This is a genomic window from Bradyrhizobium canariense, assembly GCF_900105125.1.
In the GTDB taxonomy this organism is placed as follows: Bacteria; Pseudomonadota; Alphaproteobacteria; order Rhizobiales; family Xanthobacteraceae; genus Bradyrhizobium; species Bradyrhizobium canariense_A.
The window spans coordinates 2,786,315-2,806,165 of sequence record NZ_LT629750.1 but is presented as its reverse complement, the minus strand read 5'-3'; the positions used below and the strand labels follow the sequence as shown (position 1 = coordinate 2,806,165).

Here is a 19,851-nt window from a genome sequence, read left to right as displayed (position 1 = left end):
CGTCATGAGTAAGACTCTCAAGAACGAGGCAATCGACGACGCCGACGATGTCATCTATGGTGCACCTCATTCCCAATGCAGGTGACGCCACACGATGATGTATCTCGATACTCCACCACGGCTTATTCAGGCCGAGGTTTTCTCGGCGATGCCCGATCAGTTCCGGCGCAAGGGCGTCAACACGGAATGGGCCGACGCCAACCGGCCGGGCCAGCCGACCGATTGCTTCATCGAAGGTCCGTCGTTCGACGCCGATGGCAACCTCTACATCGTCGATATCCCGTTCGGACGCATCTTCAGGATCGCGCCCGGCGGCCAATGGTCGCTCGTTGTCGAATATGAGGGATGGCCGAACGGGCTGAAGATCAGCCGCGATGGCCGCATTTTCGTTGCCGATTACCGGCGCGGCATTGTGGAACTCGACGCCCGAGCAGGGCGGATGATGCCGGTGCTGGCGTCGCGCAATTCGGAATCTTTCAAGGGGTGCAACGATCTGCATCTCGCCTCCAATGGCGACATCTATTTCACCGATCAGGGACAAACCGGCCTTCATGATCCGACCGGGCGGGTTTACCGGCTGGCAAAGAGCGGGCGGCTGGACTGCCTGATCGACACCGGCATCAGCCCTAACGGTCTGGTGCTCGATCCCGCGGAAGCCGTGCTGTTTGTGGCGATGACGCGCGACAATGCGGTGTGGCGGATGCCCTTCATGAAGGACGGCAGCGTCTCGAAGGTCGGCCGCTTCTGCTCGATGTTCGGTCCCAGCGGTCCCGACGGCATGACGATGGACAAAGCGGGTCGCCTGTTCGTGGCGCACGCATCGCTCGGCCATGTGTTTGTGTTTGCGCCCAATGGCGAGTTGATCGCGCGCATCAAATCCTGCGCCGGACAAAGCTGCACCAACGTCGCAATCGGCGGCAACAACAGCGACCGCCTGTACATCACGGAGTCGGTGACCGGCACCGTCATGGTCGCCGACATCAGCGTTATCAATTCGTCATTGCGAGGAGCGTGAGCGACGAAGCGTATATTTTTCTGTCATTCCGGGATGGTGCGAAGCACCAGACCCGGAATCTCGAGATTCTCCGATGTGCAATTGCACATCGTAGTTCGATGCTTTGCATCGCCCCGGAATGACGATCCTGACTATCTTCGGGCGTGTTCGTGACCCCGCCGGTTCGCAAGGACGGCAAGAGAGATAGCGAGGCAATCATGAGGCAGCGAATATTCGGCAACACTAACGTCGAAGTACCCGTGATCGGGCAGGGCACCTGGTACATCGATCGCGCGGACCGCAAGAGCGCGGTCGCTGCGTTGCGCCGCGGCATCGATCTCGGCATGACCCATATCGACACCGCCGAAATGTATGGCGATGCCGAACCGGTGGTCGCCGAGGCGATCGCGGGAAGGCGCGAGGATGTGTTTCTGGTCTCGAAGGTCCTGCCGAGCAACGCGTCGCGGCGCGGCACCATTACAGCCTGCGAGCGTTCATTGGCGCGGCTGAAAACCGATCGGCTCGATTGCTATCTGCTGCACTGGCGCGGATCGTATCCGCTCGCGGACACCGTCGCGGCGTTCGAGGAATTGGTCGATGCGGGGAAAATCCGCAGCTGGGGCGTCAGCAATTTCGATGCCGACGATCTCGACGAACTCAAAGCGGTCGCGGGCAACGGCAAAATCGTCTGCAATCAGGTGCTCTATCATCTGCAGGAACGGGCCATCGAGCACGCGGTCATTCCGTGGTGCAAGCAGCACGGCGTCGCCGTGGTCGCCTATTCGCCGTTCGGTCACAATGATTTCCCGTCACCGCGCAGCCAAGCGGGGCAGGTGCTGCAGACGATCGCCGATGCGCACGGCGCATCACCGCGGCAGGTCGCCTTGGGCTTCCTGACGCGCGATCCCCAGGTGTTCGCCATTCCGAAAGCCTCGACCTCCGAACACGCCGCCGACAACGCCGCGGCCGGCCAATTGACGCTGAACGAAAACGAGCTGGCGTTGCTGGATCAAGCGTTTCCGCGCGGCCCGAAGCCACGCGGCTTGCCGATGTTGTAGCGGACACGATCTTTTACAAAGTGTTTCAGCGGCTGCGGCGAGCCGTCGCGCTCAATCGCGCATATCGGCGTCCTGTTTTCGGTCCTTGCCGATCGCGGACATTTGTCGTTCCTTGAAAGCTCGCTTGATTCGATCATCTATTTTTTTCTGAGCTTAGCCGTTGACCCCGCCATCAGCCGTGTCCGCCAGGCTGGACCATGCTCCATTGCCTTTGCCCGCGAAGAAGCCGCCCGCACGTACCGCGCCGGCGCGAGCCGATCGGCCGTTCCGCGGCATCGCGCTGATCCTCGCATCGACGGTGTTTCTGGGGTCTTCGGACGTCACGTCGAAATATCTGTCGGCGACGCTGCCTTCGACCGAGATCGCGTGGATTCGATTTCTGGTGTTCGCGCTGATCATGTTTCCCGCGATGCTGCCGGGTTCGCCGCTTTATGCGCTGCAAACCAGGCGGCCCGGTCTGCAGGTCGTCCGGGGCGTCGCGCTGCTCGCGTCTTCGCTGTTCTTCATTTCCGGCTTGCGATTTCTCCCGATGGCGGAAGCGTCCGCCACCAGCTTCGTCTCGCCATTGTTCGTCACCGCGCTGTCGATCGTCTTTCTCGGAGAGAGCGTCGGCGTTCGCCGCTGGTTGGCGACCGCGGTTGGATTGATCGGTGTGCTGATCGTCCTGCGGCCGGGCTCCAGCGCATTTCATCCCGCTGCATTTTTTCCCATCGTGTCGGCACTGGCCTGGGCCTGCACCTTGATCATGACGCGCATGATGAGCGGCACCGAGCACGCGATCACGACCATGACCTATTCCGCGATCGTCGGTCTCGGCATTCTGTCCGCGCTGGTGCCGTTCGTCTGGGTCCATCCGAGCTGGCACGACATCTTCTTCGGCATTGTCGTCGGCATCGCGTCGACGGCGGGACAGTGGATCGTCGTGCTGGCATTTCGCTATGCGGATGCTTCCGTGCTCGCGCCGTTTTCATACACGCAATTGCTGTGGGTCAGTATCCTCGGTTTCATCGTGTTCGGCGAGGTGCCTGACGTCTGGACCGTAACCGGCGCCGCAATCATCGTCGCCAGCGGTCTTTATACCGCGCACCGGGAGCGGTTGCGGCGATCTGAGGTGTTGGTGCAGTCCGAGCCGTCGCCCAATCCCTGACGGCGTCCGATCGCAGAGCGTTCGGACGGTCCGCTCCGCTTTCGCCGTTTCCATCGCCATGTTTATGTGGAAGGGAAATACAACACATAATATCCGAGGGACACCCATGCGCGCTGCCATTTTCAGGAACGGCGAGATCGTGGTCGGCACGTTGCCCGACCCCAAACCGGCCGCGGGGCAGGTGCTGGTGAAGACGCTGGCCTGCGGCATTTGCGGCTCGGACTTGCACGCGCGCAAGCACGCCCATCGCATGGTCGAAATGACAAAGCACCTTCCCGGCCGCAAACCGATGGATTTGGCCCGCGACGTCGTGTTCGGCCACGAGTTTTGCTGCGAGATTCTCGATTACGGGCCGGGCACGCAGCGCAAGCTGAAAGCCGGCACCCGGGTGTGTTCGCTCCCCGCGCTGCTGACGCCGGAGGGCCCGCAGGGCATCGGTTATTCCAACGACAATGTCGGCGGCTATGCCGAGCGCATGGTGCTCAGTGAGGCGCTGCTGCTTGAAGTGCCGAACGGACTTGCGGCGGAGCATGCGGCGCTGACCGAGCCCCTCGCGGTCGGCGTTCACGCCGTGGCAAAAGCGAATGTGCGTGGCGGCGAGGTGCCGCTGGTGATCGGCTGCGGGCCGGTCGGGCTTGCGGTGATCGCAGCGCTGAAGATCAAGGGTTTGCATCCGATTGTCGCCGCGGATTATTCGCCGGCGCGGCGCGCGCTGGCCGAGAAGATGGGCGCCGATATCGTCATCGATCCCGCGCGCACGCAACCTTACGTGGCCTGGGCCGAGCACGCGGCGATGTCGCCGGAAGAAAAAGCGGCGCGGCCGCCGTTGCAGGCGATGCTGCCAGCGCTCAAGCCCGCGCTGATCTTCGAATGCGTCGGCATTCCCGGCGTGCTGCAGCAGGTGTTCGAAGGCGCGCCGCGCGATGCCCGCGTCGTCGTGGTCGGCGTCTGCATGGAAACCGATCGCTCCGAGCCGATGCTCGGCATCCTGAAGGAGCTGAATGTTCAATATGTGCTGGGCTACACGCCGGAGGAATTTGCCTATTCCCTGCGGTTGATCGCGGAAGGGCAGGTCGATGCGGCGTCGCTGGTGACGGCAAGCGTCGGCATCGACGGCGTGGCCCAGGCGTTTACGGACCTCGCCAACCCCGAGCGGCATACCAAGATCATTGTCGAGCCGTGGCGCTAGTGCCGCGCGAGAACGAGCATCCGCCCGTTCTCAGGCGTCTTCGTCCTACCCCGGGATATCGATCACGAGCCTGCCGGCTGCTGTCCCGTCTTTGAGGGCCTGATACGCATCGAGGATCGTATCGAGCGTGAAACGGCGCGGGTCGATGCGAGTCTCGATCTTTCCGGACTCCACCATTTTGGTCGCCTCGCGCAGGATTTCCCCATGATGCGCGCGGCCTTTGCCGGTCAGGATCGGCAGCAGCGTAAAGACGCCTGAATAGGTCGCTGCACGGAATGAAAGCGGCGCAAGAGAGTGGGTACCCCAGCCGAGCGCGCTGACGACGTGACCGAACTGCGCTACCGTATTGAACGAGGCATCCAGCACGGAGCCGCCGACGGTGTCGTACACCACATCGAATCCCCGGCCGGCGGTGTGTTGGGCGACGTAGTCCGAGGCCGGCGTCTGCTTGTAGTCGATGAAGACTGCGCCAAGTTGCTCGATATAGGTCTTGTCGTTGGCAGACCCGGTTGCGAACACTTCTGCGCCGTTGGCACGAGCGATCTGGACCGCGATACGGCCGACGCCGCCGGCACCGCCATGGATGAGAACGCTCTGTCCCGAGCGGACCTTGGCGCGATCGATCAGGCCCTCCCACGCTGTGATGACATTCAATGGGAGGCTAGCGGCTTCCCGCACCGTCAGATTGACCGGCTTTGCTGCCAGCAGATCGGCGTCGACAGCCGCATACTGCGCCAACGATCCCTGCAGGCCACCGACGCCGCCCGTCATCCCATAAATCTCATCGCCGTGCCGGAAACCGGTCACGCCGTCTCCGATCGCTTCCACAACCCCGGCAACATTCATCCCGAGGATGCCCGGCAGCGGATGTCGGGCGTGAGCGGCCTGGCCCGCGTAGATCTTGGTGTCCAGCGGAGTGACACCGCTGGCCTTGATCCGGATCAGGACCTGCCCGGTCCCGGGCTTGGGCCGGGCGATCGGGCCGACCCGAAAAGGTAGATTGGGACTGTCCAAAACCGCCGCCTGCATTGTATCCGTTGTAGCCATGGTGGATCCCTTCCGTTTCCGTCCCTCCAGCTAGGGTCATGCGGATTGTTTTGAAATCCAAATGAATGCATAAAATCCATTCAAAATTGAATGGATGCCGATTCCATGGAATGGAGCGATCTCCGGATATTTCTCGCGGTTGCCCGCGAGGGCACGCTTGGCGCAGCGGCGCGCAAGCTCGGGCAGAGCCAGCCGACCATGGGACGACGGCTGCGCGCGCTCGAGCAAGCGGTGGGGCAAACGCTGTTTCAGCGCACCGATGGCGGCTTCGTGCTGACCGACGAAGGATCGGCGGTGCTGTCGCATGCCGAGCGGATCGAGGAAGAGGTGCTGGCCGTCCAGCGGCAGCTTGCCGGTCACGACCGGCACCTTGATGGGGCCCTTCGCGTGTCCTCATCGGACTGGTTTGGTATCCACCTGCTGACGCCGGTGTTTGCCGAATTCACCAGGATGCAGCCGCGCGTGGTGATCGAATTGCTCACCGACGCCCGGCTTTACAGCCTGCCGCGGCGCGAGGCCGACCTGGCGTTTCGGATTACGCCGTTCAGGGAGCCTGAAGTGATTTCCCGCCGGCTGATGCACATTGAATACGGCGTCTACCTCAAATCAGGTCTCAAATCGCCGCGCCCGGGCGACGGCGCGGGGACGCCGATTATCACCATGGACACCGCGTTTGGCGGCGTGCCCGACGCCGTGTGGCTGCAACGCGTTCTTCCAAATGCCCGCATTGTGTCACGCAGCAATAATCGCGACGTGCAGGCGCAGCTGTGTGCGCATGGCGTCGGTGTCGCCGTACTGCCGCGGCCGCTCGGCGATACGCTCGCGGGCGTGAAGCGCATTGATCTCGGCGAGCAGCCACCCGGCCGGAACACCTATGTCGGTTATCATCGGGACTTGAAACGGCTGGCGCGGCTGCGCGCGTTGCTCGATCTCGTCATCGAGCGGCTGGCGAACTGAATAGCGGGATAACGACGTGGATCCCGGCACATTGCGCCCTCGGAGACATAGATGTTCAGCTCTTTGAAAACTAAATAATTCTACCCTCGTCGTCCCGGACAAGCGCGCGTAGCAAGCGCGATCCGGGACCCATACGCCGCGGCGGTAGTTGTCTTGTCGCGGTGGTCGACGGCTTTCTTCGACAATTAAGACCCTGTGGTTATGGGGCCCTGCTTTCGCAGGGACGACAATAAACAAAGTCCTCACACCGGCAGCGCGATCGAATATTTGACCTGGCTCAGCGCAAAGCTCGACTCGATCGAGGCGATGCCGTCGAGCCGCGTCAGCTTGTTTTTCAGGAACGCTTCGTAGGAGGAGAGGTCGGCTGCGACCACGCGCAACAGATAGTCGCGGTTTCCGGTCATCAGATAGCATTCGAGAACCTCATCCCATTTCGAAATCGCCCTGGCGAAACGATTGAGATCTTCCTCCTTCTGCCGCGCCAGCTTGATCGAGATGAAGACGCTGACATGCAGTCCGAGCGACTTCTGGTCGACGGTTGCGATGTAGCGCGTGATCACGCCGCGCTCTTCCAGCAGCTTGACGCGGCGATGGCATGGCGAAACCGACAGGCCGACCTTGTCGGCCAGCTCCTGCATCGTCATCCGGCTGTCGGATTGCAGCAGGCTGAGAATTTTGCGATCGATGGCGTCGAGCGTGGGCATTGGTATAAACTCTGGGTAATGGGGTCTGTAGTGGGAATTTATCCCAATTTTTGGCGGTATGTCGCGAGAATTTGAGATTTTTAGCGACCGCAGGCCCGCTAACATCCGGACTCAATCACCGTGTCCGGAGCACCACCATGGCCGTCGAACCCGCACGCCTCGAACTGCTGTCCGCGCTCGCACGCAAAGTCCTGTGGCTGTCGTCGTGGACCATCCATCACGCCAATCACATCCGGCCCAACACCGATGGCTTGAAGGTCGGCGGCCATCAGGCTTCGTCGGCGTCGCTCGCCAATATCATGTCGGCTTTATACTTCTCGGTACTGCGTCCGGAGGACCGCGTCGCGGTGAAGCCGCATGCGAGCCCGGTGTTTCACGCCATCCAGTATCTGTTCGGGCACCAGACGCGCGAAAAGCTGGAGAATTTTCGCGGCTTCAAGGGCGCGCAATCCTATCCGTCGCGAACCAAGGATGTCGACGATGTCGATTTCTCGACCGGCTCAGTCGGCCTCGGCGTCGCGCAAACGCTGTTCGCCTCGCTGGTGCAGGATTACGTCACGGCGCATGGCTGGATGAAGGACCGGCCCGAGGGGCGGATGATCGCGCTGGTCGGTGACGCCGAGATGGACGAAGGCAATATCTTCGAGGCGCTGCTGGAGGGCTGGAAGCACGGGCTGCGCAACACCTGGTGGGTGGTCGATTATAACCGGCAGAGTCTGGACGCCGTGGTGCGTGAGGGGCTGTGGGAGAAATTCGAATCCATGTTCCGCAATTTCGGCTGGGACGTGGTCATCGTGAAGTATGGCAGGCTGATGCGGGCGGCGTTTGCCGAGCCCGGCGGCGAGGCACTGAAGCAGTGGATCGATGCCTGCCCGAACCAGATGTATGCGGCGTTGTGCTTTCAGGGCGGGGCGGCGTTCCGCAAGCACCTGCGCGACGAGATCGGCGATCAGGGTGCGGTGTCGGAACTGATCGAGCGGCGCAATGACGACGAATTGCTGGCGCTGATGTCCAATCTCGGCGGCCACGACATGGCGAGCATGATCGAGGCTTTCGAGTCGATCGATCATGACCGGCCGGTTTGTTTCATCGCCTACACCATCAAGGGTGTCGGCCTGCCGTTCCAGGGACACAAGGACAACCATGCCGGATTGATGACGGTTGCCCAGATGGAGAAATGGCGCAGCACCCAGAACATCCGGCCCGGCCATGAATGGGAGAAGTTCGAAGGGCTGTCTCAGGACGCGGCGGAGCTGGAGGCTTTTCTGACAGAGGCGCCGTTCAATCGCGACGGCCGTCGCCGCCTGAGCGACGACGTCATCGAGGTCCCGCAGCAGCTTTCGTTCAAGCCGGCAGCGCAAATGTCGACCCAGCAGGGGTTTGGACTGGTGCTGAACGAGCTGGCGCGCGGGGATACCACACTGGCCTCGCGCATTGTCACCGCATCGCCCGACGTCACCGTGTCGACCAATCTCGGCGCCTGGGTGAACCGGCGCGGGCTGTTTGCGCGCGCTGAAAAGGCCGATTTGTTCCGGAGCGAGAAGATCCCGTCCACCTTCAACTGGGACTTTTCGCCAAAGGGCCAGCATATCGAACTCGGCATCGCCGAGATGAACCTGTTTATCCTGATGTCGGCGCTGGGGCTGTCGCACTCGATCAACGGGGCGCGACTGCTCCCGATCGCGACCCTGTATGATCCCTTCATCGAGCGCGGCCTCGATGCGTTGAACTACGCCTGTTATCAGGATGCCCGCTTCATGGTGGCGGCGACGCCATCGGGAATCACGCTGGCGCCGGAAGGCGGCGCGCACCAGTCGATTGCAACGCCCCTGATCGGGATGGCGCAGGATGGCCTCGCCTCGTTCGAGCCGGCGTTCGTCGATGAACTGGCCGTCATCATGGGCTGGGGATTCCAGCATATGCAGGGTGAAGCCGGCGAGGGCGGGTCGGTTTATCTGAGGCTATCGACGCGGACCATCGAGCAGGCGCAGCGGATCATGACGCCTGACCTGCAAAAGGGCATCACCGATGGCGCCTATTGGCTGCGCCCGCCCGGGCCGAACTGCGACCTGGTGATCGCCTATACCGGCGCGGTCGCGCCTGAGGCGATCGAAGCGGTGGGTTTTGTCGGTGAAAGCCACCGGGATGTCGGCCTGCTGGCCGTCACCTCGGCGGACCGGCTGCATGCGGGCTGGACCGCGGCGCGGAAGCTGCGCCGTGACCGGCGCGGCGTGGCGCATCTCAGCCACATGGAAAAGCTGCTGGCGCCGCTGTCGCGCGATTGCGGTATCGTGAGCGTGATCGACGGGCATCCGGCGGCGCTGGGCTGGCTCGGCAGCGTGCGCGGGCATCGCGTCGAAGCGCTCGGTGTCGAGCATTTCGGCCAGACCGGCACCATCGACGACCTCTACCGGCACTACGGCGTGGATGCCAACGCCATCATCGATGCGGCGGAAAGCCTCACCGTCGGCGCGCCCGTGCGGCACCGCAAAATGGCGGTATAGGATCTGAAATCGTCGTTCTGGGGCGCGCGAAGCGCGAGCCCGGAATCCATAACCACCATCGTGCGTATGGATTCCGGGCCTGCGCGATCCAAGTCGGCTATTGCCGACTTGGAAAATTCGTATGGCCAAACTCGGGTAAACCCGAGTTTGGGCGGCGCATCCCGGAATGACGGCTGAGGTCTTGCCACCCTCATACCCCCAATCTTATATCCAGCGTTCGCCGCAATGCGGCACCCCGCATATGGCGGTTCAATTTGCCCAGCTTTCGTGCAAGGATGCCTGCCGAACGCTCCGTTCCCCCTTCATTCGCTCCGAAATCAAGAGGTTTACGATGGTCAATCGCATGCAATTCTACATCGACGGCGCCTGGGTCGATCCCGCCGTCAAGAAGTCCACGCCCGTCGTCAACCCGGCGACCGAAGAAGCGATGTATGAAGTTGCGCTCGGCTCCAAGGCCGATGTCGACAAGGCCGTAGCCGCCGCCAAGCGCGCGTTCGAGACCTTCTCCGTGACCAGCCGCGAGGAGCGCGTGGCGCTGCTCTCCAGGATCATCGAGGTCTACAAGACCCGCATCAAGGACATCGGCGCTTCGGTCTCCGACGAGATGGGCGCGCCGCTGCCGATGGCGGAGAAGCTGCAGGCCGGCGCCGGCCTCGGTCACATTGTCGCGACCCTCGACGTTCTCAAGAACTATCATTTCGAGGAAACCATCGGCTCGGCCGTGGTGGTGCGCGAGCCTGTCGGCGTCATCGGCATGATCACGCCTTGGAATTGGCCGCTGAACCAGATCGCCTGCAAGGTCGCGCCCGCGCTCGCGGCCGGCTGCACCATGATCCTGAAGCCGTCGGAATTCACACCGACCTCGGCGTTGATCTTCGCGGAAATCCTGCATGAAGCGGGCGTGCCGAAGGGCGTGTTCAACCTCGTCAACGGCCTCGGCCCTGAGGTCGGCGCTGCCATGAGCGAGCATCCGGATATCGACATGATCTCGTTCACCGGTTCGACCCGCGCCGGCATCGACGTCGCCAAGCGCGCCGCGCCGACGGTCAAGCGCGTCAGCCAGGAACTGGGCGGCAAGTCGCCGAACGTCATCCTCGAAGGCGCCGACCTGACCAAGGCCGTCACCGGCGGCGTGATGCACATGTTCAACAACTCCGGCCAGTCCTGCAACGCGCCGTCGCGGATGATCGTGCCGCTGTCGAAGATGAAGGAAGTCGCCGCCATCGCCAAGGGTGTGGCCGACAAGACCAAGGCCGGCGATCCCCGTGCCGAAGGCACCACCATCGGTCCGGTCGTCAACCGCATTCAGTGGGACAAGATCCAGGGCCTGATCCAGAAGGGCATCGAGGAAGGCGCGACCCTGGTCGCCGGCGGCCCCGGCCTGCCGGAAGGCGTCAACAAGGGCTTCTATGTTCGCCCGACCATCTTCGCTGACGTCACCGAGAACATGACCATCGCGCGCGAGGAAATCTTCGGGCCGGTGCTCGTGGTCATGGGTGCCAAGAACGAAGACGACGCGGTGAGGATTGCCAACGACACGCCCTATGGCCTGGCGGGTTACGTCTCGGCCGACAGCGTCGAGACCGCTCGCAAGGTCGGCCGCAAGATCCGCGCCGGCAACGTCAATCTGCAGGGCGTGCCGAACGATCGCACCGCGCCGTTCGGCGGCTACAAGCAGTCCGGCAACGGCCGCGAATGGGGCAAGTACGGCTTCGAAGAGTTCCTCGAGGTCAAGGCGATCGCTGGCTTCAACGCCGCATAACCCAATCCTCGCGACCTAAGAAAAAGCCGGAGCGGATATTCCGCTCCGGCTTTTTTGTTGTTCGCGAGATCCGTTTGCTCCGCACCCTTGACCTCAAGGGGAGGGTGAGCGGGAACGCCTATCCCCCTAATGCTCCTTGCGTATTCACATAGAGCGCGTAGATCGACTGGCTCGAAGCCATGAACAGCCGGTTGCGTTTCAACCCGCCGAAGCAAAGGTTGGCGCAGCGTTCGGGCAGCGCAATGCGGCCGATCATCACGCCGTCGGGCGCGAACAACACGACGCCGTCGAGCTCGGGATCGCCCATGCCCCAGCCGCACCACAGATTGCCATCGATGTCGGCGCGCATGCCGTCCGGCGTGCCGGGGCCGGCATCGACGAACACGCGCTTGTTGGAAACCTTGTCGCCGCTATCAGCGACGTCGTAGGCGAGGATCTTGCGGGTCGGTACGCCGCGCGATTCAATCACGTAGAGAATCTTCTCATCCGGCGAAAAGCACAGCCCGTTCGGACCGAGCACGCCTTCGGCGACAATGGTGGCTTTGCCGGTCTCGGCGTCCAGCCGATAGACGTTCATGTCGAGCTCCGGCTCGGCCTTGTAGCCTTCGTAATTGCCGAGCAGGCCGAAGATCGGATCGGTGAACCAGATCGAGCCGTCCGATTTCACGACAACGTCATTCGGCGAATTCAGCCGCTTGCCATTGAAGGAGTCGATCAGCACCGTGATGGAGCCGTCATATTCCGTGCGGGTGACGCGGCGGCCACCATGCTCGCAGGTGACCAGGCGCCCCTGGCGGTCGCGGGTATTGCCGTTGGCGAAATTCGACGGCTTGCGGAAGATGCTGACCGCGCCGGTTTCTTCTTCCCACTTGATGATACGCTGATTGGGAATATCGCTGCACAGCAGGTAGCGTCCGTCGCCGAACCACACCGGGCCCTCGGCCCAGCGCAAGCCGGTGGTCAGCCGCTCGACGGCCGACAGTTTCAGCCAGTACTTTTCGAACCGGGGATCGAGTGCGTGGATTGCGGGATCTGGATAATAGGTCGCCGGACGCCAGCCGGCGGAATTTGATGCTGCTTCGGACATTTGCTGTTCTCGTTGTTCTCTGTGCTTCCTGACCAGTCCTGGTCTGCTATCATCGCAACCGTGCAGCGGCAAGCATCCGTGCCGGGGTGTGATGCGATGACCGAACACCCTGCGCGGTGTGCGGGGCATGTTTGTGTGCCATCGCTTGCCGCCATGTCATCGCCGCGCCATACTCGTTTCACGCGATAAAACAGAGGGATGAAATGCCACGCATATTGATGACCGGCGCCTGCGGGGGAATCGGCACAAGCCTGCGCAAACTGCTGCCGCCGATCTATCCGGACTTGCTGCTGAGCGACCTGAAACCGCCCGCCGATCTCGGCGCCAAGGAGAAATTCAAGGCCGCGGAACTGTCCGATCCGGCACAGGTCGAGGAAATCTGCGAGGGCATCGACGGCATCCTGCATTTCGGCGGCTTTTCAGTCGAAGGCCCGTGGGACAACATCCTGCAATCCAACATTATCGGTTGCTACAATCTGTTTGAAGCGGCGCGCAAAAAGGGCGTCAAACGCGTCGTGTTCGCCTCCTCGAACCACGCGGTCGGCTTCTATCCGCGCCATCACCGGATCGGGACCGATGTGACCGCGCGCCCGGACAGCCGTTACGGCGTCAGCAAGGTGTTCGGCGAGGCGGTGGGCGCGCTTTATGCCGACAAGCACGGACTGGCCGTCACCTGCATCCGGATCGGCAATTTCGGCGACAAGCCGCTGGACCATCGCCGGCTTTCGATCTGGCTCAAGCCGGAAGACCTGGTGCAGCTCTGCCGGATCGGGCTCGATCATCCCGATATTCATTTCGAAATTCTTTACGGCGCATCCTACAATGAACGCTCGTGGTGGGATAATCACCGCGCCTACGACCTCGGCTATCGTCCGACCGGCCGGGGCGAGGATTTTCGCGAGCATGCCATGGCCGAGCAGGCCAAGATCGGGCCCGATCCGGTCGGCGATTTCTACCAGGGCGGCGCCTTCTGCGGCATGGAGTTCGACGGCGACCGCAGCAGGATCGTGGACTGGAAATAACTCTTACGTCATTCCGGGCTGCGCGCGCTTGCAGCGCAGACCCGGAATCCATACTCATTGTCGTAATTATGGATTCCGGGTTCGCTCGTTTCACTCGCGCCCCGGAATGACGATCTGAATAGTGAGCGCCGGCAAGTAGCGCAAAGGAACTGAAATGGCTGACGGACTGCGCAAGGGTTTGACGAGTTATGGCGACGCCGGGTTTTCGCTGTTCCTGCGCAAGGCCTTTATCAAGGCGATGGGCTATTCCGACGACGCGTTGAATCGCCCGATCGTCGGCATCACCAACACCTATAGCGACTACAATCCCTGCCACGGCAACGTGCCCGAGATCATCGAGGCGGTGAAGCGCGGCGTGATGCTCTCGGGCGCGATGCCGATGGTGTTTCCGACCATCTCGATCGCGGAGAGTTTTTCCTATCCGACCTCGATGTACCTGCGCAATCTGATGGCGATGGACACCGAGGAGATGATCCGCGCCCAGCCGATGGATGCGGTGGTGGTGATCGGTGGTTGTGACAAGACGCTGCCCGCCCAAATCATGGCTGCGCTCAGCGCCGATCTGCCAACGGTCGTGATCCCCGTGGGGCCGATGGTGGTGGGCCATCACAAAGGCGAGGTGCTCGGCGCTTGCACCGACTGCCGCCGGCTGTGGGGAAAATATCGCGCCGGCGAGATCGACGATGTGGAGATCGAGGCGGTCAATGGCCGTTTGGCGCCTTCCGTCGGAACCTGCATGGTAATGGGCACCGCCAGCACCATGGCCTGCATCACCGAAGCCATGGGCCTGTCGCTGCCGATGAGCGCGACGATACCGGCGCCGCATGCCGAACGCTTCCGTTCCGCCGAAGCCAGCGGCAGGGTCGCCGCCGCGATGGCGGCTGCAAAGGGACCGCGCCCGAGTGAATTCCTGACGGCGGCATCGTTCAGGAATGCCCAGGTGGTGCTGCAGGCGATCGGTGGCTCGACCAATGGCCTGATTCATCTCACGGCCATTGCGAACCGCACCAGGCATCGCATCGATCTCGAAGCCTTCGACAAGCTCGGCCGCGAGGTACCGGTGCTGATCGACCTGAAGCCGTCAGGCGAGCATTATATGGAACACTTCCATCATGCCGGCGGCGTGCCGAAGCTGATGCAGCAGCTTGGTGACCTGATCGACCTCGACGCCAGGACCATCACCGGCCAAACGCTGCGCGATGTCGTCGCCGGCGCGGAGGAAGTCCCGGGCCAGGATGCGATCCGGCCGCGCAGCAGTCCGATCAAGCCGGAAGGCGCGATGGCCGTGCTGCACGGCAATCTCGCGCCGCGCGGCGCCGTGATCAAGCATTCGGCGGCGAGCCCCAAACTGCTGCAGCATACCGGGCGTGCTGTGGTGTTCGAATCCGTCGAGGATATGACGCTGCGGGTCGACGATCCCGACCTCGATGTCAACGCCGACGACGTGCTGGTGCTGCGCAACGCCGGCCCCAAGGGCGCGCCGGGAATGCCGGAGGCCGGCTATTTGCCGATCCCTCGCAAGCTGGCGCGCGGCGGCGTCAAGGACATGGTGCGGATATCGGACGCACGGATGAGCGGCACCGCGTTCGGCACCATCGTCCTGCACATTACGCCGGAATCCGCGGTGGGCGGTCCGCTGGCGCTGGTGAAGAACGGCGACATGATCCGCCTCGATGTCGCCAAACGAAGCATCGATCTCCTGGTTGACGCCGCTGAACTGGAAAAGCGGCGTGCGGCGCTCAAGCCTGCAACGACGCCGGATTGGGCCAAGCGCGGTTACGCGCATTTGTTCAACGAGACCATCCTGCAGGCCGATGAAGGCTGCGACTTCGATTTCATGCGCGGCAAGGGAAAAGGATAGCTTCTTCGTTCGCATAGACGGTCGTCATGCCCGCGAAAGCGGGCATCCAGTATTCCGGCGAGGTTGCGATTGAAGCGAGACGCGGCGGCGTACTGGATCATCCGCCGGAGCCTGTCATCGGGCGTCGCTTTAAGCCGACCCGGTGGCGGATGATGACATCCGCGTAAATCGCGATCGTCATCAGCTATCTCGCACGTGCGTTATGGGTTCGCGGCCTGATGTTCGATTGACAATCAAACGACCCCGATGGGATGATCCGGAAAACATCGGGGGAGACGATGGGCGGCCTGAGGAAAATTCTCGGTGCGGCCGCGGCTGCATCAGCGATCCTGGTGGCCGCAAGCGCGAACGCGCAGGAGGTGAAGCATTATCGCTTTGCCTATGATCAGCCGAAGACGACGGGCTACGGAATACTTGGCGATATTTTCGGCGACAAGCTCAAGGAATTGAGCAAGGGGACGATGCTGATCGACCAGTATGCCGGCGCCCAGCTCGGGCAGGAGCCGCAGGTGCTGCAGCTCGTGAAATCAGGCGATATCGAATTCTGCATTTCCTCCTCGGCCAACGCCGCGACGTTGTCGCCGGAGGCTGGCGTGATGTCGATGCACTTCCTGTTCCGCTCCGAAGCGCATCTGATCAAGGCGATCGCCGATCCCGAGGTATCCAGGGCGGTCAAGGCGATGATCGCGGAAACCGTACAGGGTACGCATGTCATTGCGCTGGCGACGCTCGGTCTTCGCGACATGTATTCCAAGCGCGAGATCAGGAAGATCGAGGATATGAAAGGCCTCAAGGTGCGGGTGCAGGCAACCCCCACCGAGGACGTCATGTTTCCGGCCTATGGTGCCCAGATCGTGCATATGCCGTTCGGCAGCGTCTATACGTCACTTCAGACCGGCGTGATGGATGTCGCGGAAAATGGCGTGAACGTGTATCTGGCGAACAAGCACTACGAAGTGGCGCCGGTGCTTTCGATGACCGAACACGAGGCCAATAACAGCCTGGTCTGGGTTAGTGACAAATTGTGGAACAGCCTGACTCCGGAACAGCAGGGATGGGTCCAGGCTGCGGCCGACGAGGCCAACCAGAAGCAGCCGGCCAAGGCGATCGAGCTCGAGCATCAGTCGCTATCGAAACTTAAATCGATCGGCGTGAAGGTGGTGGCTGACGTCGATAAATCGGGTTTTACGGCGATCGCCGATCCCTACCTCGACAAGCTCTCCAGGCAGCTCGGCCCGCATGCCGAGAAGATCAAGACGTTGATACGGGCGATCAACTAAAGCTGCGTGAGCGCGATGTCTGATTGACAATCTTGCGACCCCGATGGGATGATTGAGAAAATCATAACGGGGGGAAACAAGTGGCTTATCCGGCAAGGACAATCGGCGGGCTGATCGTTGCGTTCGCGATGGCGATCACGGCGAGCGCGGGCGCCCAGGAGGTGAAGCATTATCGCTTCGCCCACGACCAGCAGCTCAACTCCGGTTACAGCATTGCCTACGACATATTTTCAGCCAAGCTCAAGGAATTGAGCAAAGGCACTATGCTGGTCGACCAGTATCCCGGTGCGCAGCTCGGGCAAGAGCCGCAAATCCTGCAACTGGTCAGGTCCGGCGATATCGATTTCGCCATCGTCTCCTCCGCGAACACCTCCACGATCTCGCCGCAGGCCGGCGTGATGTCGCTGCATTATCTGTTCCGCTCCGAAGACCACAACATCAAGGCGCTCGCGGACCCCAAGGTCTTCGAGGCCGTGCGGGACATGATCGACGGCACCACGCAGGGCATTCATGCGATCGGGCTCGGCACCCAGGGCTTCCGGCATCTGTATGGCAAGAGGGAAGTGCACAAGGTCGAGGATCTCAAGGGTTACAAGGTTCGGGTCCAGGCCACCGCCACCGAAGATACCATGTTTGCCGCCTATGGCGCGCAGACTGTGCACATGCCGTTCGGCAGCGTCTACACATCATTGCAGACCGGCGTGATGGATTTTGGCGAGAACGCCGTCAACGTCTACCTCATCAACAAGCACTACGAAGTGGCGCCGGTGCTGTCGATGACCGAGCATGAAGCCAATAACGCGATCCTGTGGATCAGCGACAAACTCTGGCAGAGCCTCAACGCCGACCAGAAGCAGTGGGTGCTGGATGCGGCCAGGGATGTCAGCCAGCAGGAGCCCAAGCGGGCGTTCGATCTCGAACGCTCCGCGGCAACCAAGCTGCAGAAAATGGGCGTCAAGATCGTCGCCGATGTCGACAAGACGGGTTTTCAGAAGATCGCCGATCCCTATCTCGACAAGCTCGCCAAGGAGCTCGGTCCGCATGCGGAGAAGATCAAGACCCTGATCCGGGCGATCAATTAGTGCCCTATCCGCGCGTCGTCCCGGCCTGGCGCGCAATTGCGCGTGAGGCGCCGGGACCGATACGCCGCCGCCTTTTGGTCGGGCAACCAGGTAGACACTTTTTGCCAACAATGGACGCCGGTGGTTATGGGTCGCGGCGTTCGCCGGGACCACAGAGTTTGATCCGAGACGACGGAGAGCTTGATGGCCATCGCCGACAAACTGGTGTTGCAGCGGCAGCATCACCTGAAATGGCGGTGGCTCGACAGGCTTGAACTGGTGCTGATGATCGTCTGCGGCGTCCTGTGTTTCGGCTTCTCGCTGTCGGTCATGTTCGACATTATTACCCGCACCATCGGCCATCCCTGGCTGTGGCTGCAGGAAGTCACCTCGACGCTGTTTATCTATGGGATATTCATCGGTGCGGCGGTCGCCACCCGTCGCAACGACCATCTCTATCTGACCGCGATCTCCGAGGCGTTGCATGGCACCCCGCGGCTGATCGTCGAGATCGTGATCCGGCTGGTCGTTCTCGGCGTCGCGTTTTGCCTGATCTGGTTCGGCTACATCAATTATCTCAGGGGCTTTGGCAGTTTCCGGCTGCCGTCGGGTACGCCGATCGCCTCGCTCTACGCGGTGATTCCGCTGTCAGGCGTTTTGGTGGCGCTGTTCACGATCGAGCAGCTGGTGAACGGCATCCGCAATGGATTTGACCATCCAGAGCCGCCGGACGAGGACCTGCCGATTCCGGCAATCGACACCGGCATTCAGAAGAGGACGCTGCCGTGAGCGCGCCCATCGTCCTTGCGCTGATGTCGCTCTGCTTCCTGTTTTTCGGCTATCTCGGCGTGCCCGTGCCATTCTCGCTGATGGCCGGCGTTTTCGTCGGCGCCATGCTGACGGACGTTTCGCTTGCCGCGATCATCCAGAAGATTTTCGACGGCGTGGACTCCGAAGCCTTGCTGGCGATTCCGTTTTTCCTGCTGGTCGGCGAGCTCATGAGTTCGGCGAATGTCGTGGTACGGATCGCCAATTTGTCGCTGTCGCTGGTCGGGCATATCCGGGGCGGGCTGTCGCAGGTCGTCGTCGTCTTCAGCATGTTCTTCTCGGAAATGTCGGGATCGACCACCGCCGACGTCGCGGTCATGACTCGCGCATTGGGCGGGCCGATGAAGCGGGAAGGCTATAACCCCGCCTTCATTGCCGCGATCATTGCCTCGGCGTCCACGATCGCAGCGCTGGTGCCGCCGAGCATCACCGCCGTCGTCTACGGCGCGGTGGGCAATGTCTCGATTGCCGGCTTGTTCATGGCGGGCGTGGTGCCGGGATTGATGATCGGCATCGGGCTGATGATTTATTGCTATTTCTTCGGGCCCACCGGCATGAGCAAGCCGCGGGCGCCGTTACGCCAGGTGGTGTTTGCGACCGGCGATGCGGCGCTTCCGCTGATGATACCCGTGATCCTGCTCGGCGGCATTCTCACTGGCTGGTTCACGCCGACGGAAGCCGGTGTCGTTGCGGTGGTATGGATCATCGCCGTTGTCATTCCCGCGCTCAATCGCGGTCACCTGCGGAAAATCCCCTACGATTTCTGTCTCGCCGGCCTGATCTTCTCGCTGCCGTTGATCACGATCGGCGCCGCCAACGCCTTTGGCTGGATGCTCGCCTATCTGCGCGGCGCCATCGTGATCGCCGACTGGATCACCTCGATCGCAGGCAGCAATCCGCACTACATCATGTTGCTGATGGTGGCGCTGTTCACCGTCGTCGGCGATTTCATCGAGCCGGTGCCGACCATCATCATCTTCATGCCGCTGGTGAATGCGCTGACCCAGGCCGGCGACATCAACGGCGTGCATATGGGTGTGGTGCTGATCGCGACATTGGCGTTCGGACTGATCACGCCGCCCTATGGCCTGGTGCTGTTGATGGCCTCGAAATTCGTCGGCGTCAGCTTTGGCAAAGCGTTGCGCGCGGCGCTGCCGATCTACGTGGTGTTTCTGGTCACGATCTGCTTCACGATCTATTTCCCGAAAGTGGTGCTTTGGCTGCCCAAGCACGTGATTCCGGAATCGGTCGGTTGTTTCAAGTCACCGGCGGGGACGGGATATATCTGCCCGGATTGATAGCGTCCGCGTGGACCAAGTCGTCATGCCCCGCGAAAGCGGGGCATCCAGT

General features: G+C 61.9%; 16 protein-coding genes. 13 read left to right on the top strand and 3 right to left on the bottom strand.

The window, feature by feature from the left end; genetic code table 11:
- The first annotated feature begins 97 nt into the window (after window positions 1–97).
- The 4 genes from BLV09_RS13365 to BLV09_RS13350 all read left to right on the top strand — a co-directional run bounded on the left by BLV09_RS13365 (window position 98) and on the right by BLV09_RS13350 (window position 4,388).
- On the top strand, window positions 98–1,015 hold the full coding sequence (locus tag BLV09_RS13365; RefSeq protein ID WP_146691103.1) for an SMP-30/gluconolactonase/LRE family protein: 918 nt from the start codon (window positions 98–100) through the stop codon (window positions 1,013–1,015).
- A gap of 197 nt (window positions 1,016–1,212) precedes the next feature.
- Entirely contained in the window at window positions 1,213–2,052 is an 840-nt protein-coding gene (locus BLV09_RS13360) for an aldo/keto reductase (RefSeq protein WP_146687647.1), read from the top strand.
- Window positions 2,053–2,257: 205 nt separating this feature from the next.
- Window positions 2,258–3,199 carry a DMT family transporter gene (locus tag BLV09_RS13355; RefSeq protein WP_244549066.1) on the top strand — a complete coding sequence of 314 codons (942 nt, stop codon included), beginning with the start codon at window positions 2,258–2,260 and terminating at the stop codon, window positions 3,197–3,199.
- A 106-nt stretch (window positions 3,200–3,305) separates the two neighbouring features.
- A complete protein-coding gene (locus tag BLV09_RS13350) occupies window positions 3,306–4,388 on the top strand; it encodes a zinc-binding dehydrogenase (RefSeq protein ID WP_146687646.1) in 1,083 nt (360 codons plus the stop codon).
- A gap of 45 nt (window positions 4,389–4,433) precedes the next feature.
- Here the strand turns inward: BLV09_RS13350 and BLV09_RS13345 are convergent, their stop codons facing one another.
- The gene (locus BLV09_RS13345) at window positions 4,434–5,435 is read right to left on the bottom strand and encodes a zinc-dependent alcohol dehydrogenase family protein (protein WP_146687645.1); all 1,002 of its coding nucleotides are present in this window, start codon (window positions 5,433–5,435) and stop codon (window positions 4,434–4,436) included.
- 105 nt (window positions 5,436–5,540) lie between these two features.
- Between BLV09_RS13345 and BLV09_RS13340 the strand changes: the two genes are divergently transcribed.
- Entirely contained in the window at window positions 5,541–6,392 is an 852-nt protein-coding gene (locus tag BLV09_RS13340; RefSeq protein ID WP_146687644.1) for a LysR family transcriptional regulator, read from the top strand.
- Between the two features lie 242 nt (window positions 6,393–6,634).
- Here the strand turns inward: BLV09_RS13340 and BLV09_RS13335 are convergent, their stop codons facing one another.
- The gene (locus BLV09_RS13335) at window positions 6,635–7,096 is read right to left on the bottom strand and encodes an Lrp/AsnC family transcriptional regulator (protein ID WP_146687643.1); all 462 of its coding nucleotides are present in this window, start codon (window positions 7,094–7,096) and stop codon (window positions 6,635–6,637) included.
- 137 nt (window positions 7,097–7,233) lie between these two features.
- On the opposite strand from BLV09_RS13335, the gene BLV09_RS13330 reads away from it, so the two are divergent.
- Together BLV09_RS13330 and BLV09_RS13325 are read left to right on the top strand one after the other, a co-directional pair.
- The gene (locus tag BLV09_RS13330) at window positions 7,234–9,600 is read left to right on the top strand and encodes a transketolase (protein ID WP_146687642.1); all 2,367 of its coding nucleotides are present in this window, start codon (window positions 7,234–7,236) and stop codon (window positions 9,598–9,600) included.
- 331 nt (window positions 9,601–9,931) lie between these two features.
- A complete protein-coding gene (locus BLV09_RS13325; RefSeq protein WP_146687641.1) occupies window positions 9,932–11,362 on the top strand; it encodes an aldehyde dehydrogenase family protein in 1,431 nt (476 codons plus the stop codon).
- 118 nt (window positions 11,363–11,480) lie between these two features.
- On the opposite strand, the gene BLV09_RS13320 is transcribed toward BLV09_RS13325, so the two are convergent.
- Window positions 11,481–12,449 (bottom strand): SMP-30/gluconolactonase/LRE family protein, encoded by a 969-nt coding sequence (locus BLV09_RS13320; protein WP_146687640.1) that lies wholly within the window; start codon window positions 12,447–12,449, stop codon window positions 11,481–11,483.
- A gap of 203 nt (window positions 12,450–12,652) precedes the next feature.
- Between BLV09_RS13320 and BLV09_RS13315 the strand changes: the two genes are divergently transcribed.
- The 6 genes from BLV09_RS13315 (at window position 12,653) to BLV09_RS13290 (ending at window position 19,799) form a co-directional block, all read left to right on the top strand.
- Window positions 12,653–13,471 carry an NAD-dependent epimerase/dehydratase family protein gene (locus tag BLV09_RS13315; RefSeq protein ID WP_146687639.1) on the top strand — a complete coding sequence of 273 codons (819 nt, stop codon included), beginning with the start codon at window positions 12,653–12,655 and terminating at the stop codon, window positions 13,469–13,471.
- A gap of 154 nt (window positions 13,472–13,625) precedes the next feature.
- Window positions 13,626–15,332 (top strand): IlvD/Edd family dehydratase, encoded by a 1,707-nt coding sequence (locus BLV09_RS13310; protein ID WP_146687638.1) that lies wholly within the window; start codon window positions 13,626–13,628, stop codon window positions 15,330–15,332.
- Window positions 15,333–15,610: 278 nt separating this feature from the next.
- Window positions 15,611–16,612, top strand: a complete 1,002-nt coding sequence (locus BLV09_RS13305) for a TRAP transporter substrate-binding protein (RefSeq protein WP_146687637.1) — start codon at window positions 15,611–15,613, stop codon at window positions 16,610–16,612.
- Between the two features lie 128 nt (window positions 16,613–16,740).
- Window positions 16,741–17,694, top strand: a complete 954-nt coding sequence (locus BLV09_RS13300; protein ID WP_146691101.1) for a TRAP transporter substrate-binding protein — start codon at window positions 16,741–16,743, stop codon at window positions 17,692–17,694.
- Window positions 17,695–17,877: 183 nt separating this feature from the next.
- Window positions 17,878–18,462: a TRAP transporter small permease gene (locus BLV09_RS13295; protein WP_146687636.1), complete on the top strand. Its 585-nt coding sequence runs from the start codon at window positions 17,878–17,880 to the stop codon at window positions 18,460–18,462.
- Window positions 18,459–19,799 carry a TRAP transporter large permease gene (locus BLV09_RS13290; RefSeq protein ID WP_146687635.1) on the top strand — a complete coding sequence of 447 codons (1,341 nt, stop codon included), beginning with the start codon at window positions 18,459–18,461 and terminating at the stop codon, window positions 19,797–19,799. Before BLV09_RS13295 ends, BLV09_RS13290 begins: the two co-directional genes overlap by 4 nt.
- Window positions 19,800–19,851: the final 52 nt, after the last annotated feature.